Consider the following 17909-nt stretch of genomic DNA (forward strand, 5'->3'; position numbering starts at 1 on the left):
GCGATGGCAGGCGATGGATGAAACCGTAAAACCGGCAGAACCCCCTTTTTCACAACCCGATGCGAACTCGGAGGCCCAACAGGCTACGCAGGAACGACTGCTGCAAGGGCTGAACCCCGTTCAACGTGAGGCTGTTTTGCACGCTGAGGGGCCTCTGCTGCTCTTTGCCGGAGCGGGCAGCGGTAAAACGCGTGTCCTGACCCACCGTATCGCCTATCTTACCGCTGTGCGTAGGGTGCCGCCTCAGCGCATTCTGGCCGTTACCTTTACCAATAAAGCTGCGAAAGAGATGAAAGAGCGCCTCGATCACCTCGTGGGAGGAAAGGTGGGCAAGAAGCTATGGGTGGGCACTTTCCATGCCATCTGTGCACGCCTCCTGCGCGAGTTTGCCCCAGAGGCCGGCCTCTCTCACGAGTTCGTGGTCTACGACGATAGCGACCAAGTGAGCCTGGTAAAGGAGTGTCTGCGCGCTATCAACCTTGATGAAAGTAAGTTTCCACCGCGTACGATGCTCGACCGGATCAGTCGAGCAAAAGAAAGTCTGATTCCGCCGGAAGAGTGGGATAAACACTATTCGGGCTATCTTGAGGAGATCGCTGGGCGCATCTATAGGCTCTATCAACAGAAACTGCGCCAAAATAACGCCCTCGATTTTGATGATCTGTTAACCGAAACAGTCCGTTTGCTTCAAAACAATACGGGCGTGCTTCAGCATCTACAAGACCGTTGGCGCTATCTCCTGGTGGACGAGTACCAGGATGTTAACCTCGTTCAGTATCTGCTCTTAAAGCTGCTGGCACAGAAGCACCGAAACCTTTGTGTGGTGGGCGACGATGATCAGTCCATCTATAGCTGGCGCGGAGCCGATGTGAACCTGATCCTGCGCTTTGAGAAGGACTACCCAGACGCGAAGGTGCTGAAGCTAGAGCAGAACTATCGCTCTACACGCCGTATCCTTGATGCGGCCTATGCGGTTGTAAGCAACAACAAGGGGCGCAAAGAGAAGCGGCTATGGACGGAAAACCCTGAAGGGCCGCCGCTCACGAAATACGAGGCGGCCACCGAGCGCCTGGAAGCGGAGTGGGTGGTGAATACCATCACCATGCAGGTGCAAAGCGGAAAAAGAAAGTGGTCGGATTTTGCGGTGCTCTATCGCACCAATGCCCAATCGCGTGTATTAGAGGAGATGCTACGGGCTTGGGCGGTACCCTATCGCATCGTGGGTGGACTGCGCTTTTACGACCGCAAAGAGATCAAAGATGCCCTCGCCTATCTTCGCGTTGTCCATAACCCCAACGACAGCGTAAGCTTGAAGCGGATCATCAATGTGCCCGCACGCGGCATCGGAAATACAACGCTAGCAAAACTAGAGGCGGAGACCCTTCTTGCCGGTTCTAGCCTATGGGAAGTTCTAGGAAATGAGCAGGTGCTCACTGAGTTCAACACACGTACCCGCAAGAATCTCTCTGAGTTTCGAGAGCTTATTCTAGGGCTACGGGCATTACGCGACACGCTGAGCGTACACGACCTACTTAAAACGACGCTGGAACGTTCTGGCTATCTGCAGGCGCTCCATGAGGAGAACTCGTTGGAGGCTCAGGGACGGCTGGAAAACCTGGCGGAGCTTTTGCAGGCGGCTGTCGAGTTTGAAGCCACCACCGAATCGCCCACTCTTGCCGCTTTCTTGGAGAGCACGGCACTTGTCTCCGATATAGACAGTTTGGAGGAGGGGGTGCCTGCTGTAACCCTCATGACCCTGCATGCGGCAAAAGGGCTTGAGTTTCCAGTGGTCTTCCTTACCGGTTTGGAGGAGGGCGTCTTTCCTCATATGCGCTCGTTAGAAAAGAGCGAGCAGCTTGAGGAGGAGCGTCGTCTCTGTTACGTGGGCATAACACGGGCGAAAGAGGAGTTGTATCTAAGTTGTGCTCGCCAACGTTCCCAGTTTCTGGGCACCGCCTATAACCCGCCATCGCGTTTCTTAAAGGAGATTCCCGAAACGCTTTTTGCCTTCAACAAAAAGCCATGCAGCCGTTCCTCGCTCTCCACGTTTGACCCCGATCGAGAGGCGGGAGGCATGCCTAGCCGTCTTTGGCAGGAGGGGCCGCGCCCTCCAAGTGAGGCCGTACGACAGCAAGGAGAGGCTTTCTACCGAGCGGGACAGCGAGTGCGGCATCCCCAGTTCGGTGAAGGAGTCGTGCTACGGGTGAGCGGAGAGGGCGACGATGCCATCATCGAGATCGCGTTTCCCAACGTGGGTCCGCGCAGGTTGATGCTTTCCTATGCAAAGCTAGAAAGGGTTCGTTGACGATGGCCGGCAAGGAAAAGGTAATTACGGCGTTACGGGCAGCCTGGCAACGCGAGATAGAGGCTGCCCGCCTCTATCGCCTGCTTGCCGAACAGCTGCAAGACGAGCGGCGTGGGCAGCTGCTTCTGCGCCTCGCCCGCGCGGAGGAGGAGCATGCGCAGCGCTTTGCCGACCGTATTCTTGCCTTGGGCGGTGTCCCCCCTTCCGAAAGCTTGGAGCCGACGTCGGCCCAGCGCTTTCTTGTGCAGACTTTGGGAGTGGAGGCGACGCTGCGTCGCATTGAGGCTGAAGAGCAGCGCAATGCACGGCTTTTTGCTCACCACGCGCAGGCCCTTCAGGAGGATGCCGAATCGCACGCCCTTTTTCGGCAAATAGAGGATGAAGAGGAGCAGCACACCCTGCTTCTCCAACAGCTCAAAACGCGTGAAGAGCCACGCACTCGGCTCGAGGCCATTCTCAAAGGGGAGCGCTGGCATGCGACTACAGGGAGTTGGATAGGCGATGCTATCTACGGATTGAACGACGGGCTAGGTGCCGTATTTGGGGTGGTGAGCGGAATGGCGGGCGCGGCCGGAGGTGGGCGTGTCGTACTAGTGGCTGGTCTTATCGCTATGCTAGCCTCCGCCCTTTCGATGGGAGCCAGTGCCTTTATGGCGGCCAAATCGGAGCGGGAGGTCTACCAGGCGGAGATGGGGCGGGAGAAGCAGGAGATCGAGCAGTCGCCAGAGCATGAGAAAGAGGAGCTGGCGCTTATCTATCAACTGAAGGGCTTCTCCGAGCAAGAGGCCGTTGCCATGACCGAGCGGCTAGCTGCCCAGCCGGAGCAGTTTTTGAAAACGATGGCGCAAGAGGAGTTGGGGCTGAGTGAGGCGCGCTTTCCAAACCCCTTCGTTGCAGCTCTAACGGCCACCGCCTCCACGGCTATCGGAGGCTTTATTCCGGTTATTCCTTTTCTGTTTACCCATGGTAATGCGGCAGTGCTTTGGGCAGCTGTCATCGGCATGGCGGCTCACTTCGCCGTAGGTGCGGCCAAAAGCATGGTGACGGCGCGCTCGTGGTGGAAAAGCGGCTTGGAGATGACCCTCATCGCCGTTCTCTGCGGCGTTACAACCTATGCGCTCGGTCGCCTGTTTCATATTGGGTAGAACGACGCAATTTGAACCTATCCACAGCTTTATAGGAACTCAAGGAATTCGATGGAGGCGCGCAGCAGCTCCTAAGGCGCACCTGAATTGGAGGGGAGGCGGAGCGTATACTCGTTTGGGCGGAGGTAGCCAAGTTCGCGTGCGGCTCGCTCGATGCCGGCAGGAGTCTGTAGTGCCTGAAGTTCCAACTCGCGCCGTTGATTTTGTAGGCGCAGCGTTTGCAGCTGTTGATAGAGCTTCTCATTGGCCTCATGCCACTGTTTTGCGGACGAGTAGGGTGCCGATGCCATTAGTCCGAGCCAGGTGCAGAGGACGCAAAAAAGGAGCAGCATCAGGGCTGGCAGCAGCTTTCCTGCTTTTACCTGCGGGGAGGCATTCTTTTGAACCAGATTTGACGATACACACTCTCTCGTTGGCACTCTTAGGAGCGCTCTCCATCGCCGTTTTCTAATAGAGGCGGGAAGCCTTCAAGGCTTCCCGATTCCTCTGCCATGCCGATCAGGAGGGCACGAATCATCGGATCGGATCGGACACGTTGCTGCATCTGCGCACGTAGGTTCGGATCTAGAGTTTCAAGCGCATTGTTTGCCTCGGCCTCCTGCAGCCTAAGAGCGTGTTGTTGCATCTCGTGCCAGTATGCCTCAAACAGCTCAAAGGGCATCGGTTCACGCCCAAGCCGTTCACAGCCAATGCAGTACCAGCGATACTCTTGATCTAACATTTCTTGCTCTTGGAAGGAGAAGGAGATATCGCCCTCCCCTTCCGTCTTATCGAGATTATTTCAGGTTATAGAAGGCGCTGCGACCCGGATAGATGGCCGCATCTTCAAGCATACTTTCGATACGAAGCAGTTGGTTATACTTTGCCACGCGGTCGGTGCGGTTGGGGGCACCGGTTTTGATCTGACCCGTGTTAGCGGCCACGGCCACATCGGCGATGGTAGCATCCTCTGTTTCCCCAGATCGGTGCGAGATGATGGCCGTATAGCCGGCTCGCTTGGCAACCTCGATGGCTTCGAGGGTTTCGGTGAGGGTGCCGATCTGGTTCAGCTTGATCAGAATGGAGTTGGCACATCCCTCTCCAATACCGCGGCGCAGTCGCGCCGTGTTGGTAACAAAAAGGTCATCGCCAACGAGCTGAACGTGGCCACCTAATCGCTCTGTAAGGAGTTTCCATCCCTCCCAGTCGTCCTCCGCTAGGCCGTCCTCGATGGAAATAATCGGGTAACGGTCTACCAGACGCGCGTAGTACTCCACCATTTCGGCACTCGTAAGCGTTTTCCCTTCTCCTTTAAGCACATATTTTCCATCGTGATAGAACTCAGAGGAGGCGGGGTCTAGAGCGATGTAAAAGTCGCCTCCAGGTTCATACCCAGCTTTCGTGATGGCCTGCACGATGATCTCGATGGCTTGCTCGTTGCTCTTGAGGTTAGGAGCAAAACCTCCCTCATCGCCATAGCCGGCGGAGATGCCTTCTTTCTTCAGCACGTCGCGCAACGCATGAAACACCTCACTCCCCATGCGCAAGGCCTCGGAAAAGGTCTCGGCACCTACAGGCATTACCATGAACTCTTGGAGGTCCACGTTGCTATCAGCGTGCTTGCCACCGTTCAAAATGTTCATCATAGGGACGGGAAGCGTGCAAGCGCCCACCCCACCAATGTACTGGTAGAGCGGGATGTCAAGGCTATTGGCCACCGCTTTGGCCACCGCTAAAGAGACACCGAGAATAGCGTTGGCGCCCAAATTGGCCTTATTGGGGCTGCCGTCTAACTCGATAAGGCGCATGTCTATGGCGCGCTGATTCGTCGCGTCCATATCTACCAGTTCGGGGCAAATCCGCTCGTTTACGTTCTCTACGGCAGTAAGCACCCCTTTGCCGCCGTAGCGCGTTTTGTCTCCATCACGAAGCTCTACGGCCTCATACGTTCCTGTGGAGGCACCGGAGGGCACAGCAGCTCGGCCCATCGAGCCGTCTTCCAGATAGACATCCACTTCAACGGTGGGGTTGCCACGGGAATCGAGGATCTCGCGAGCGATGATGTCGTCAATGATCAAGCCCATTCGTCTGTAAACTCCTTCTTGTGCTAAAGCAAAAACGCCTTCTCTGTTGTCGAAGTGACGACCTGTATTTGCATTATATCACATTCACTTGTAGGGACTTAAGTTTTTTGTGTTCTTACGCGTTTTATCGCTGTGCTGGCATTTGCCTACATTCTAAAAACACCAAAGCGAGTGGGTGGAATGGGGGCGTAACGCGCTGCAGCTAGCCCCAATCCTACAGCGACCCGGGTGTGTATTGGGTCAAGAATGCCATCGTCCCAGAGGCGAGCCGTGCTATAGTAGGGGTTTCCCTCGCGCTCGTAGGATTCGAGAATGGGGCGTTTGAAGGCCTCAGCCTCCTCTTCCGGCATCGTCTGCCCGCGTGCGGCAAGTTGGTCTTTTTTGATCTGAAGCAGCACGTCGGCCGCCTGTTGGCCGCCCATCACCGAGATGCGGGCGTTTGGCCACATCCATAGCAGGCGAGGGCTGTAGGCGCGTCCGCACATGCCGTAGTTGCCAGCTCCAAACGAGCCACCGATGATCACGGTGAACATGGGCACCTGTGCACAGGCCACCGCCATCACCATCTTCGCGCCATGGCGGGCAATGCCCTCCTGCTCATAACGTTTTCCCACCATGAACCCCGTTATATTTTGAAGAAAGACCAGGGGAATGCGCCGTTGGCAGCAGAGTTCGATGAAGTGCGTGGCCTTCTGAGCGCTTTCGGAAAAGAGCACGCCGTTATTGGCGATGATCCCCACTAAAAACCCCATCCAACGGGCGAAGCCGCAGACGATGGTCGGGCCAAAACGCGGCTTGAACTCGTGAAAGCGGCTTCCATCTACAATTCGGGCGATGACTTCCCGAATCTCGAAGGGCTGGCGAATGTCTCTGGGCACGATGCCGTAAAGCTCCTGCGGGTCGTAATAAGGCTCTTCAGGGGATGTGTAGTCTAGCACAGGGGTTTGCGGAGCCGGCAGTCCCTCCACAATCTCCCTTACGATGCGAAGGGCATCGGCGTCGTTTTCGGCGAGGTAGTCGGCCACACCGCTTAAGCGCGTGTGCACATCGGCACCGCCAAGCTCCTCGGCATCTACCACCTCGCCAGTAGCTGCACGTACCAAAGGGGGGCCGCCCAGAAAGATGGTTCCGGTGCCTCGTACGATGACCGCCTGGTCGGCCATTGCGGGCACATAAGCCCCGCCCGCCGTGCAACTGCCCATAACGGCGGCGATCTGGGGAATGCCCATCGCCGACATCTGCGCCTGATTGTAGAAGATACGTCCAAAATGGTTGCGGTCGGGAAACACCTCGGCCTGAAGCGGAAGGAAGGCCCCACCAGAATCGACGAGGTAGATGCACGGCAGGTGGTTTTCGCGCGCGATCTCTTGGGCGCGAAGGTGCTTCTTTACCGTAATAGGGAAGTAGGTGCCTCCTTTCACGGTGGCATCGTTGGCCACTATCACGCACTCGCGCCCACTTACCAGACCGATTCCGGTTACGATCCCTGCGGAGGGTGCCTCTCCGTCGTACATCTCCCAAGCGGCCAACGGGCTGAGCTCGAGAAAGGGTGTGTTTGGGTCGAGTAGCGCTTCAATGCGCTCGCGAGCCGTCATTTTGCCTCGTGCGCGATGCTTGGCCACCGCCTCCGGTCCACCACCCTGTTTTACTCGCTCCAACGCCTCCCTCAGTTGAGCCACAAGGGCCAGGTTGTGGGCTCGATTCTCCTGAAATTCCGCGCTTTGTGCCTGAACCTGTGTTGATAACCGTTGCACCAATTGTCCCTCCTCGCCTCCCTCATTTCGCCGTGAACAACGCTCTCTCCTGCTCTTTTGCTATAATGATGACTGAGGAGAAGGACGGTGGAAACGATAACGCGACGGCAATGGATAGGGATCGGGCTGTTATTGGCCATGCTGGCTTTTGGCGTAGCGTGGTTTTCGGTGCGCGAGCTGCACCCGGAAGCCAATCGCTTATCGATACAAGGCATGCCGAGCCGGGTCGGCTCTTCGCCCACACCGTCCACCGAAAACCCTTTAGGAGCGCCAACGGCCTCTCCCGGCCGCATTGCGGTCCATGTGGCCGGAGCGGTGAAGCATCCTGGAGTCTACTATCTGCCGATAGGCGCCCGCAACCTAGATGCACTTAAGGCCGCCGGAGGGCCGACGGCGCAAGCGAACACGGATGCTGTAAACCTGGCGGCCTACGCTCAGGATGCCTCTCAGCTCTATATTCCCACGAAGGCCGCGCTCGGCACCGGCACGTCTTTCGATGCAAACGCGCAAGGGGCCAGTGAAACGGTCTCGAATGAGACTGGAGGCCATTCTCATGGCCATCGCGGTGGTAGGGCAAATAAGCTAAGGTCGCCTTCAGAGGGACAGGTGGGCCTTAATACGGCCGATGCGGAGGAGCTAGAGCGCGTGCCGGGCATTGGTCCGTCGCTCGCGGCCCGCATCCTCGCTTTTCGGCAGCAAAACGGCCCCTTTCAACGACTGGAAGATCTCATGCAGGTTTCGGGCATTGGCCCCAAAAAGTTCGCCAAAATGCGCCCTTTTCTACGTCTGCATTGAGGGCGTCGTCTCGGCTTGATAGATAGAACGCACCTCCACAACGCTCCCTGTGTCGGCAGCCTGCATGGCGGCGAAGGTGAGGGCAAGGGTGTTCAGGTTATCGCGGCCGCTCGTCTCCGGTTCCACCCCCGCCTCAATGCAGGCGCGCCAATGGTAGAGGTCATAATGGTGTCCGGCAGCCCCGATCGGCGGCGCCCAAATGGGCTCTCCCCAAAGCTCCGGCAAGGGAGTAAAGAAGTGCTGTTCGGTGTATTGAGATAGGTCGGCATTTTGGCGGAAGAGCCGAATCGGGCCCCAGTCGTCTCTTGGGTTCCAAACGATGGAGCCGCGCGAACCGGTGAAAGTCCAGCGGCCATTCCAACCCGTATCACATCCCGGAGAGGCAAAGGAGCCGGAATAGTTCACGCGGACACCGTTCTCGAACTCGATCCACACAAAAGCGCACATATCTCCTCGGGTATTGCTCACGGGCGGGTTCCAGGTCATGGCCTGCACGCGCACAGCGTTACAGCCCAGGAAGTAGCGCATGAGGTCGAAATGGTGAATGGCCATGTCGAGCAGGAAGGGATGGCGCATGGTTTGGCGCCAACCGAAAAGCAGTCCCTGAATCTGGAACTCCACCACAAGATGGTCAAGTTGTCCGATATGCCCCTCTACAAGAAGGTTGCGGATGCAACGCGGCTGATCGTAGTAGCGGTACTGCTGGGTCACCATCAGCACACGATGGCACTCGTCTGCCACTCGAACCATATCCTGTGCAGCGGCCATCGAATCGGCCAGAGGCTTTTCGCACAGCACATGCAGCCCAGCTCGAAGGGCTGTTGTGGTTGTGGCGTGGTGGCACGGAGCCGGGGTGCAGTCAATAAAGCCGTCGGCCTCTACCTTTGACAGAGCTTCCTCCACTGTTGTGAACTGCCGTTCTGGTGGCACGCCGGCGATCTCACCGGCGGCGCGCAGGGCGCCCAAATTGGTATCTACAAGGGCCACATGCTCGAAGCCCTCGCACTCTCGCGCGGTATATATCCATGAACTACCGAAGCCGCCCACTCCGGCTTGTATCAATCGCATGTTTGATTCCTTCCTAACATCCTAAAGACGATAGAAAGAGAGAAGCGTGAGACGCATGTGGCGCCCGCTCCTCTCGATAGCTTACTTAATAATACGTATTCACTGAGAAGGAAATAAGCATTGCAGTTAAAGTTTACATCATCTCTTCGATAGCTTTCGACGGGATTCCTGCTTCTCATGAAAAAACCCATACTTTTAGCAGAATCGAAAAATTCAGGGCACGCGCTGCAAACGGATGTTACGAAAGAGCACCAGACCCGTATTTCTTTTGCTAATCAGGTTCACCCTTAAGAAATCGGCGTCTTTAGGCACGCTGCCTTCAACGGTGAAGGTGCGCCAGCCATTGGTGCTACCGGTAACGCTTTCTGTGGTAGGCCCACCGAGCCAGCTCCAGCCCGGCCCTCCAAGAAAGAGTATCTGCGCATCGTTTTCACCTGTGGCCTCTTTTGTAAGGATCTCCACGGTAAGTCGGTAACGTTCTCCTGGCATCACGGGCACCGACCACGACTGCCAGAGCGCATCGGTGGTGTTCGTAAGCGCTAAGGCGTGCTCTTCGGGGAACGTAGCAAAAGTGCCTCTGTCGGCTCCGCCATAGAAAACCCCTTTGTGCCAACCGTAGGCGCCCTTGGCATCTATCTGCTGTAGGTCACCGTTGACAACCCACTGGGATGGAGCAGGGAGGGTGTGCGTGATAGTCAACGGCTTGAGAAAGGCGCGGGCAACATCGGTGATAAAGAGAGGTGTTTCACTAAGGGTAAGAGCGCCCTGCGCCGTATCGGCCTTGAGGCTGCTCTCCGTTGGCTGGTCGGGGCTTGTGTAGAAGAGGGGGATGAGCTTTGCGTTGGGGCGTAGCGGGGGCAGCGTGGCTGTCTGTCCTCGATAAGCCCATGCGATCAGTCGCTCCACACGTCCTTTGCGAAAAAGATAGCCGATCCCGTTATCCAGAGGCACATAGCCCACAAAATGACAACCATCCAGAAACGCGGCGATCTGGCGATAGGCATCGAAGGTAAGTTTTGGATGCATGTCCGGAGAGAGCAGCCCCCAGCCCTGCAGCTTTCCGCCTTCTGTCCAGTCTTGCTCGTTAAACCAAAAGAGGTGTTGAACGCCCTCTGCCGCGGCAATGGTGTAAGATTGAACTAAGTAGATAGCGGCACGCTGCATGCTTTGTAGGTTTTCGATGGAGGACGTCCAGCCCATCTCGGTGATCCAGATCGGCAGGTTGGGACGGCCGTGCGCAGATAGAAACCGACGCACGTTCTCTAACTGTTGGGCAAGATACATCTGTTCGGGACCGTCGGACATGGAGTAGGGATGGATGCTCACAGCATCCATGTAGGAAAGTCCTCCATGGTCGGCAATGGCTTCGAGCCAGTTGATATCGGTTTCGTTTGCAGCGGCACCCACGATCACACAATGGGGGTCGGCCCGATGGGCGGCGAGATAGGCGGCTTTCAACAGCTCCGTGTAGGCGGCCGCGTCGGGGTGCGGTTTCCAAAAGGCGGGGATATTCGGTTCGTTCCAAATTTCCCAGCAGTGGATCTGTTTATGATAGCGGGATACAACATGCGCGACAAAATCGGCAAACTGTGCGAAATCTTCGGGGGTATGGGGCGATTGATGCATCCAGGCGGCCTGATAGCAGAGGATAGGCAGCATACGGATGTGATGACGAGTGTAGAAAGAGACAAGCCAATCGGCTTGGTCCCATTTCCAAACACCGGGTTGCGGCTCAATGGTGCCCCACCAGAAGTCAAAACGATCCCATTTAGCGCCGGCCCGTTCCAACCACTGCATCTTTTGCTGTGCGGTTTGGTGGGCGTTAGGGGCATTAAGATAGTGAAAATAGCCTATGCCATTAAGGCCAAAAAGCGAATAAGAGGTGTCGGCACAAGCGGAAAGAGGGCTAAAACAAAAGCAGAGGAGGGCAACAAGCAACGCTGCCCCCCTACTAAGAAGGGAGAAGGAAAGTCTACTCGTGCAAGAACCCGTTTTCAAGACGTCCTTCCATAGCGATAGTCGGTTTGCCCTCTTGTTCACGCCAAATGCCGCAGGGGCCGCCGCCTTCGCTCACGCCCAAAGGAACCTCTGTGCCGTCCATGCGCAGCACAGGATGATAGTATTGCGCCACCTTTTGGGCATCGCCCACAATATAGTGGCCAATAAGGGCGCGGCGGAAACGATCTTTCGAGGTGTTGGGGAAGCTACCGTGCACTACAGAGCCGTTGAAGAAGAGCACATCGCCAGCATCCATGATCATGGGGCGTATCTCGCAGCCTTCCGGCAAAGGCACGGTGACATCGGTGAAGCTTACCGTCGTATCGGCCTTAATGGGGCAGAGGATAGGCCAAAGATGACTGCCGGGGACCACTTGCATGCATCCGTTTTCTTCATCGCAGGGATCGAGAGCGAGCCATGCGGCCATGCAGGTGCCGGGTTGCACCCTTAGGTAGAACTGATCCTGATGGAGCGCTTGGCCGCGCGCTCCGGCGGGCTTGAAGTAGAGCATGGTTTGCACCGCATAAGGCTCTTTGCCCATAAGGGCGGTTAGCCAGAGATTAAGACGCGGATCAAGCAGCCATTCAAGGCTCAATTTGTCCCAGCGATGCATATGAATCATGCGGGGATAACGTTTCAAAGGGTCAGGGCTGTTGAGATCTATGCCGGAAAAGTCTCCTGGTTTCGCCCCCTCCTCTCTCAGACGCATAAAGTGTTCGCGATAGCGTGCTACTTCCTCCTGGGAGAACAGCCCTCGCGCGATAACGTAGCCATTGGCAGCGTAAAACGCCTTAGCCTCTTCTATATCCTGCGGTCGCACTGATACGGTCATAGTGAGTTATCCTCCGACAACCGGCTCTCGGTTATTAAAGAGCACAGCTTACATTAATATTATACCGTTCTATGTAGAGTTATTTCAGCCTCTCTGCTGTTTCGTTTAGGCGTAGAGAGGGCCGAGGTGGCTGCAGGCACGAAAATCGGCATCGGTAGATGCAAATCCGCCGTGGCGCGCCCAGTAGGTAGGGCGAAAGACGCGCTCAACCGGCACATTGTGCATGTCTACCGGAATGCGCAAGAGGGCTGCGAGCGCGAGAAGATCGCCTCCAATATGCCCATAGCAGATAGCTCCGTGGTTGGCACCCCAATGGTTCATCACGTCGTAAACGCTACGGAAAGCCCCATCGCCGGTTAAGTTGGGTACGAACCAAGTAGTAGGCCAGGAGGGGTTGGTGCGCTTGTCCAAAATGTCGTGCACCTGTGAGGGCAGGTCTACGGTGTAGCCCTCGGCGATCTGCAGCACCGGCCCCAATCCCTGCACAAGGTTAAGCCGACACATGGTCACCGGCATCTCTCCGCGCGTGAGAAAATCGGTGGAGAACCCGCCACCGCGGAAATACTCCAAAACGGCGGGACACCAACGGGTTGCTTCCAAACATCGTTTTGCCTCTTCCTCAGTGACCTCCCACCAGGGCTTTATAGCGGGTTTGCCATCAACGGTCTGTTCGCCAGTCCAGTCGAGTGCTGCAGGACCAGAGTTAATGAGATGGATAATGCCGTTCTCCGCACGCCCCTGTAAGGTGTAGCCGGTTACGCGTTTCACCGCATCAGGGCTCCAGTAGGTGCGTACATCCGCAAAAAGCTGTGCGGTGCCGGTAAGGAGGTGCCCGAACAGCATGGAGACCCCATTAAGGGCATCGTTTTCAGTAGCAATGATGTAGGGTTGGCGAATACCGCTCCAATCGAAGCTAGTGTTAAGAATGGCCTCAAGGAAGTCGCCGTTGGGAAAATGGTCTGTCCATTGGCGTTGACCCTGAAAACCGCCCACCAAGGCGTTGTGGCCTTCGGCCTCTTCGGGGAAGCCGCGTTCGGCGAGACGTGGGTTTCCATTCATAAGATCGCGAGCAATGAGCGCCATTTTTACACAGGTTTCCCAGTCACGATCAAGCTGCTGCCGGCTACGACGTTTTTCTGGTGGGTTATAGTCGGTGCCCTCGTGGCAGTGCTCTTTTACCCATTGAAGGGCCTGCTGGTACTCCTGTTCATCGTAGATGCCCTCCTCCATACGCCGCACAAACTCGGTCATATCCACCGTTTCGGTGCGCATGCCCAAGTAGCGCTGAAAAAAGTCATGATCTACGATCGAGCCGGCGATACCCATCGAGACGCCGCCCATGGCGAGATAGGAGGCACCGCGCATGGTGGCCACCGCCAGACCGGCACGGGCGAAGCAAAGCATTTTCTGCTGCACATCGGGTGGTATAGTGGTATCTCCGGCATCCTGCACATCCTGTCCGTAGATACCGAAGGCAGGAATCCCCTTTTGGTTATGTCCGGCCAAAGTGGCGGCGAGGTAGACAGCACCTGGTCGCTCGGTTCCGTTGAACCCCCAAATCGCTTTGGGAATGAGAGGGTCCATGTCCATGGTTTCCGCACCGTAGCACCAGCAAGGGGTCACGGTAAGCGAGACCCCTACGCCTTCGCGTGCGAACTTTTCGGCGCACTTGGCGGCCTCGGAGACGCCGCCGATGCAGGTATCTGCAATGATGCACTCCACAGGCAAGCCGCTGGGGTGACGAAGGTTCTCTTGAAGAAATTGGGCGGTGCTGCGTGCCAGGGCCATCACCTGTTCCTCAAGCGACTCGCGCACCCCGCCGTAGCGCCCATCAATGGTAGGGCGTATGCCAATTTTGGGTGGGGCCGATCGTAGACGGTGTGTGGGTGGATGCTTATGAAATGCGGCCACAGCGTTCTGTTCTCCTCCTGGGGTAATTTAACACAACATAAAATTTCCTCCGGCCTGGCCAGATTCCTGCCTGCTTAAGCCTATCGCAGGAGATGGAGAGTGGACGAGGAAACAGCTGGTTAAATTACTGGCCTCTCCTCTTCTGCAAAATGAGGGAGGGGGTAGGGTTTGTAAGCAGGCAGGCGTACTCCATATACCTGCGATTTGAAGCAAGGAAGGAGCCCATCATCAAAAAGCCCTCAACCCCGAAGGGGGCTGAGGGAATGGCAGGGTAGGATCAGGTCTCTGTTAGCGAGCGGTAGTGGCGCTTACAAGGCCAGGGATTTCGGAAGGATCAATGCCTAGCTTTTGGGCTACCCGGCGTCCATAATCTTCATCCGCGCGGAAGAAGTGAGCGAGCTGGCGCAGCTGCACCTCTTTGCGGGCTTGGCCCAGCGCTTTGGCAATGGCCGTAGTAAGTCGCTCACGTTGTCCCTCGTCGAAAAGGCGGTAGAGGTTGCCGGGCTGTGTGTAGTCGTCGTGGTCTTTAGTGGAGTCGTACCGATCTACCGTCACGTCACCAAGGTACCAGGCTGGTTCCTTATACTCGGGCGCGGGTTGCGGTGTGCCCTCGCGTGAATTGGGGAAGTAGTTTGGCGCAGCACCGTACTCTCCGTGCGTCATAAATCCGTCACGCTGGTAGTTTTTTACCGGGCAGCGCGGACGGTTGACCGGCAGTTGATGGTAGTTGTTGCCGACGCGATAGCGATGCGCATCCGCATAGCTCATGAGGCGGGCCTGCAGCATTTTGTCCGGGCTCCAACTGATGCCTGGCACGATGGCGCTAGGACTAAAGGCGGCCTGTTCTACCTCCGCAAAGTAGTTTTCTGGGTTGCGGTTCAGTTCGAGAATGCCGACCTCAATGAGCGGGTACTCGGCATGCGGCCAGACTTTGGTGAGGTCGAAGGGGTTCCAGCGGAAGTTCTTCGCTTGTTCGTCTGTCATGACCTGGATATACATCTTCCAGCGCGGAAACTCGCCGCGTTCGATGGTCTCAAAAAGATCGCGTTGGTGGCTCTCACGATCCTTGCCGATGATTCGCTCGGCCTCCTCGTCGGTGAGGCATTGAATGCCCTGCATCGTTTTTATGTGGAACTTGCACCATACCCGCTCGCCTTTCTCATTGATGAGGCTATAGGTGTGGCTGCCATATCCGTTCATGTGGCGATAGCTGCGTGGAATCCCACGGTCGGAGAAGAGGATGGTAACCTGGTGCAGCGATTCGGGGCAGAGCGACCAGAAGTCCCACTGCATATCCATATCGCGGAGGTTGGTACGCGGATCGCGCTTTTGCGTGTGGATAAACATTTGAAACTTGTAGGGGTCGCGCACGAAGAAGACGGGAGTGTTGTTGCCCACGAGGTCCCAGTTGCCTTCCTCCGTGTAGAATTTAATGGCAAAGCCTCGAACGTCGCGCTCCGCATCGGCTGCACCGCGCTCACCGGCTACCGTGGAGAAACGAATAAAGATGGGTGTCTGCTTGCCGACCTCAGAGAAGAGCTTGGCTTTAGAGTAGCGAGTAATGTCGTTGGTAACGGTAAAGGTGCCGTAGGCGCCGGAGCCTTTTGCGTGAACGACCCGCTCAGGGATGCGCTCTCGATTGAAGTGCTGCATCTGTTCGAGCAGCTGGATGTCTTGCATCAGCAGGGGGCCACGCGGCCCGGCGGTGAGGGCATTTTGGTTGTCGGCGATAGGGGCGCCGTCGGCGGTGGTAAGAATGGGGTGTTCTTTGTCTTCAGGCATGTTGTGTTTTGACCTCCTCAGTAAATTTAGAGACAAAGCTCTTTAGGCGACATCGTGGTCGCCTAAGAGCTTTTTCGAGCGAAGGCGGAAAGCGGAATACCCTAAAAAGGAGAAGCGCTCTTTTTCCGCTCTCGCCGCTCATTGTCAGTATAAGACGAAGGAGGTATTATTGTCAAAGACTTTTTTTCTATAGAAACGATAGGAAAAACCTATGGAAATGCACCAACTACGTTACTTTGTAGCCGTAGCCGAGACGGGGAGCTTTAGTCGGGCTGCGGAGCGATGCTATGTAAGCCAGCCTTCTCTCAGTCTGCAGATCAAAAAGCTTGAGGAGGAGTTAGGCCAGACACTTTTCGATAGGCTCCGTCGTGGGGTGGCCTTGACAGATGCTGGGAAGCTTTTGCTGCCGCGAGCTAAGCAGATTTTGCAGCAGGCGCGCGAGGTTGAGGAGCAGTTAAAGCGCCAGCAGTCGATAGAGGACGTGCCGCTGGCAGTGGGCGTTTTACCGACCATCGCGCCCTATCTGCTGCCTCTTGTGGTGAGGAGGATGCTGACGAGCCATCCACAATGTCAGCTTCAGATCCGTGAAGACCTGACGGAACGACTTTTGGAGGCGTTGGTGAATAACGAAATAGATTGTGCCCTTGTGAGCCTACCGGCGGAACATGAGCTTGTCGAGATCGAGATACTAGCTCATGAGCGGCTCTTGCTCATAGTGCCAGATAGCCCAAGCTGGCCTCAGGAAAGCTGTGCGCTAAAGGCGATACAGGATTTTCCTGTTATCACCCTGCATGAGATGCACTGTTTGGGGCAACAGATTGATGGCTTTTGTGCTCAACAGGCCCTCCAGCGCCGTATTGTGTGCCGAAGCACAGAGCTGAGCACTCTGCAGACTCTTGTAGCGATGGGGTTAGGGGTGTCTCTAGTGCCAGAGATGTGCGCGAGCCGTGCTCCGGTAGAAGGCTGTCGGTATCTGCTGCTGACCGAGGAGGGGATTCAACGTGCGATTGCCGTGGCCTGGCGACGTGATCGTTCTCGTGGACATCTTGCCCATCATTTCGTAGAGCAGGTACGAGACGTGCTGCAGTCAGGAGCTTTGCGCTACGAGCCTACCCCAGCCCTTTAGGCAAGGCCCTGCGGACGCCATGGAAACGGTGCAGCAGCGCGGCGATGTCGGGGAAACGGCGTAGGGGCAGGCTTACCTTGTTCTGCTCGCAAGCCGATACATAGGCAGCATGAACGGCATCCAAGACGACCCTTGCCGTATGCGGCCCGATCTCAGGTTCTTCTTGTTGGCGCACACAGGCCGCAAAATGCTGCAGGAGACGTCGGATGCGTACGGCGGAGGGAGAAAGCGCTTGCTCTTCGGGGGCTAAGTCTACATTGACCCTAGATGCATGTTCGCCGACACGTTGAAGTGTAAGGTAGGGCAGCGGCAGGTTCGTTGCGGTAGAGGCGCCCACGCCCGCAATAAGCTCGGCGTTGCCGTGGCTTCCAGTGAGAAAATAGCGCTCCTCAGGGCGCACGGAGAGCGTGCGCATAAACTGATGAATGGAGCGGCCGTGCGGGTGCGTCACGAGAAGAATGGCTAAGGCGTCGGCCTGTGCTTTTTTACCTTTCGGACACGGCGCTCCCATCAGTTGCGCCATCTCCATATCGGCGCTTACGGCGAACCCTTCCCCCTGCCACCAGAAACAGAGGTCGAGGCTTTGGCATGCCAGATACTGCCAATGCGCGTTCCACCCCCCACTGACGCCGTCACCCGATGGAAGGTCGGTCTCCTGCGGCAAGCCCCATGTACAACGTAGCTGCTCTGGGGTGCCCAGTGCATTTTCCTGGACGATCTGGTGTAGTTTCCTGAAGGAGGGGTCGAAGCGACGAGGGAGGGCCGGCATAAGCAGTCGGTCGCTGCGAGAGGCCAACACAAGGAGGTCATCCATATCGGCGAGGTGCAGGGCAAAAGGCACTTCCGCAAGAACCGGAAGATCGGCTCGGAGGGCATCTGCGATGGCCTGTGCGCGTAAAGCCAGAGGCGTGGTTACCAGCACGGCGTCGAGCGGCTGATCAAGTAGGTCCAGAGTATCCGCACAAACGGTGGGGCGTCCCCCGATTTGTCGTGCCCATATGCGGGCTAATCGCGGATCGGGATCGGTTACGGCCGTCACGCGAAGTTGGGGCGTTGCCACCAGGGCCGTATGATAACGCATCCTTGCGATCTCGCAGCCGATCACTCCTATGCGTAGTGGCTCCATTGCA

At 56.7% G+C, this 17909-nt stretch carries 14 protein-coding genes; 4 read left to right on the forward strand and 10 right to left on the reverse strand.

Translation table 11 applies throughout. The annotated features are described in order from the left end of the window. The first annotated feature begins 13 nt into the window (after positions 1-13). Together pcrA and CCALI_RS10820 are read left to right on the forward strand one after the other, a co-directional pair. Entirely contained in the window at positions 14-2305 is a 2292-nt protein-coding gene (pcrA, locus tag CCALI_RS10815; RefSeq protein ID WP_016483523.1) for a DNA helicase PcrA, read from the forward strand. A 2-nt stretch (positions 2306-2307) separates the two neighbouring features. Further along, the gene (locus tag CCALI_RS10820) at positions 2308-3450 is read left to right on the forward strand and encodes a VIT1/CCC1 transporter family protein (protein WP_016483524.1); all 1143 of its coding nucleotides are present in this window, start codon (positions 2308-2310) and stop codon (positions 3448-3450) included. Between the two features lie 71 nt (positions 3451-3521). On the opposite strand, the gene CCALI_RS10825 is transcribed toward CCALI_RS10820, so the two are convergent. The 4 genes from CCALI_RS10825 to CCALI_RS10840 form a co-directional block, all read right to left on the reverse strand. Continuing rightward, positions 3522-3869 (reverse strand): FtsB family cell division protein, encoded by a 348-nt coding sequence (locus CCALI_RS10825; protein ID WP_016483525.1) that lies wholly within the window; start codon positions 3867-3869, stop codon positions 3522-3524. 2 nt (positions 3870-3871) lie between these two features. After that, positions 3872-4171 (reverse strand): hypothetical protein, encoded by a 300-nt coding sequence (locus CCALI_RS10830; protein ID WP_016483526.1) that lies wholly within the window; start codon positions 4169-4171, stop codon positions 3872-3874. 55 nt (positions 4172-4226) lie between these two features. After that, positions 4227-5513, reverse strand: a complete 1287-nt coding sequence (gene eno, locus CCALI_RS10835; RefSeq protein WP_016483527.1) for a phosphopyruvate hydratase — start codon at positions 5511-5513, stop codon at positions 4227-4229. A gap of 146 nt (positions 5514-5659) precedes the next feature. Continuing rightward, positions 5660-7267, reverse strand: a complete 1608-nt coding sequence (locus CCALI_RS10840) for a carboxyl transferase domain-containing protein (RefSeq protein WP_016483528.1) — start codon at positions 7265-7267, stop codon at positions 5660-5662. Positions 7268-7354: 87 nt separating this feature from the next. On the opposite strand from CCALI_RS10840, the gene CCALI_RS10845 reads away from it, so the two are divergent. Beyond that, the gene (locus CCALI_RS10845; protein ID WP_016483529.1) at positions 7355-8062 is read left to right on the forward strand and encodes a ComEA family DNA-binding protein; all 708 of its coding nucleotides are present in this window, start codon (positions 7355-7357) and stop codon (positions 8060-8062) included. On the opposite strand, the gene CCALI_RS10850 is transcribed toward CCALI_RS10845, so the two are convergent. The 5 genes from CCALI_RS10850 to CCALI_RS10875 all read right to left on the reverse strand — a co-directional run bounded on the left by CCALI_RS10850 (position 8048) and on the right by CCALI_RS10875 (position 15653). Then, on the reverse strand, positions 8048-9130 hold the full coding sequence (locus CCALI_RS10850) for a Gfo/Idh/MocA family protein (protein WP_016483530.1): 1083 nt from the start codon (positions 9128-9130) through the stop codon (positions 8048-8050). The genes CCALI_RS10845 and CCALI_RS10850 overlap by 15 nt on opposite strands. 213 nt (positions 9131-9343) lie before the next feature. Further along, on the reverse strand, positions 9344-11068 hold the full coding sequence (locus CCALI_RS10855; protein WP_016483531.1) for a glycosyl hydrolase: 1725 nt from the start codon (positions 11066-11068) through the stop codon (positions 9344-9346). 34 nt (positions 11069-11102) lie between these two features. Then, positions 11103-11960 carry a phytanoyl-CoA dioxygenase family protein gene (locus tag CCALI_RS10860; RefSeq protein ID WP_016483532.1) on the reverse strand — a complete coding sequence of 286 codons (858 nt, stop codon included), beginning with the start codon at positions 11958-11960 and terminating at the stop codon, positions 11103-11105. 105 nt (positions 11961-12065) lie between these two features. Then, positions 12066-13871 (reverse strand): L-fucose isomerase, encoded by a 1806-nt coding sequence (locus CCALI_RS10865; RefSeq protein ID WP_016483533.1) that lies wholly within the window; start codon positions 13869-13871, stop codon positions 12066-12068. Between the two features lie 288 nt (positions 13872-14159). Next, the gene (locus CCALI_RS10875) at positions 14160-15653 is read right to left on the reverse strand and encodes a catalase (protein ID WP_016483534.1); all 1494 of its coding nucleotides are present in this window, start codon (positions 15651-15653) and stop codon (positions 14160-14162) included. A 211-nt stretch (positions 15654-15864) separates the two neighbouring features. Here CCALI_RS10875 and CCALI_RS10880 point away from each other — a divergent pair, with 211 nt between their 5' ends. Further along, positions 15865-16779 (forward strand): LysR family transcriptional regulator, encoded by a 915-nt coding sequence (locus CCALI_RS10880; RefSeq protein ID WP_016483535.1) that lies wholly within the window; start codon positions 15865-15867, stop codon positions 16777-16779. On the opposite strand, the gene CCALI_RS10885 is transcribed toward CCALI_RS10880, so the two are convergent. Beyond that, positions 16763-17905, reverse strand: a complete 1143-nt coding sequence (locus CCALI_RS10885; RefSeq protein ID WP_016483536.1) for a Gfo/Idh/MocA family protein — start codon at positions 17903-17905, stop codon at positions 16763-16765. The two genes, CCALI_RS10880 and CCALI_RS10885, sit on opposite strands and share 17 nt — an antisense overlap. Positions 17906-17909 lie beyond the last annotated feature (4 nt).

The sequence above is a fragment of the Chthonomonas calidirosea T49 genome, assembly GCF_000427095.1.
Classification (GTDB): domain Bacteria; phylum Armatimonadota; class Chthonomonadetes; order Chthonomonadales; family Chthonomonadaceae; genus Chthonomonas; species Chthonomonas calidirosea.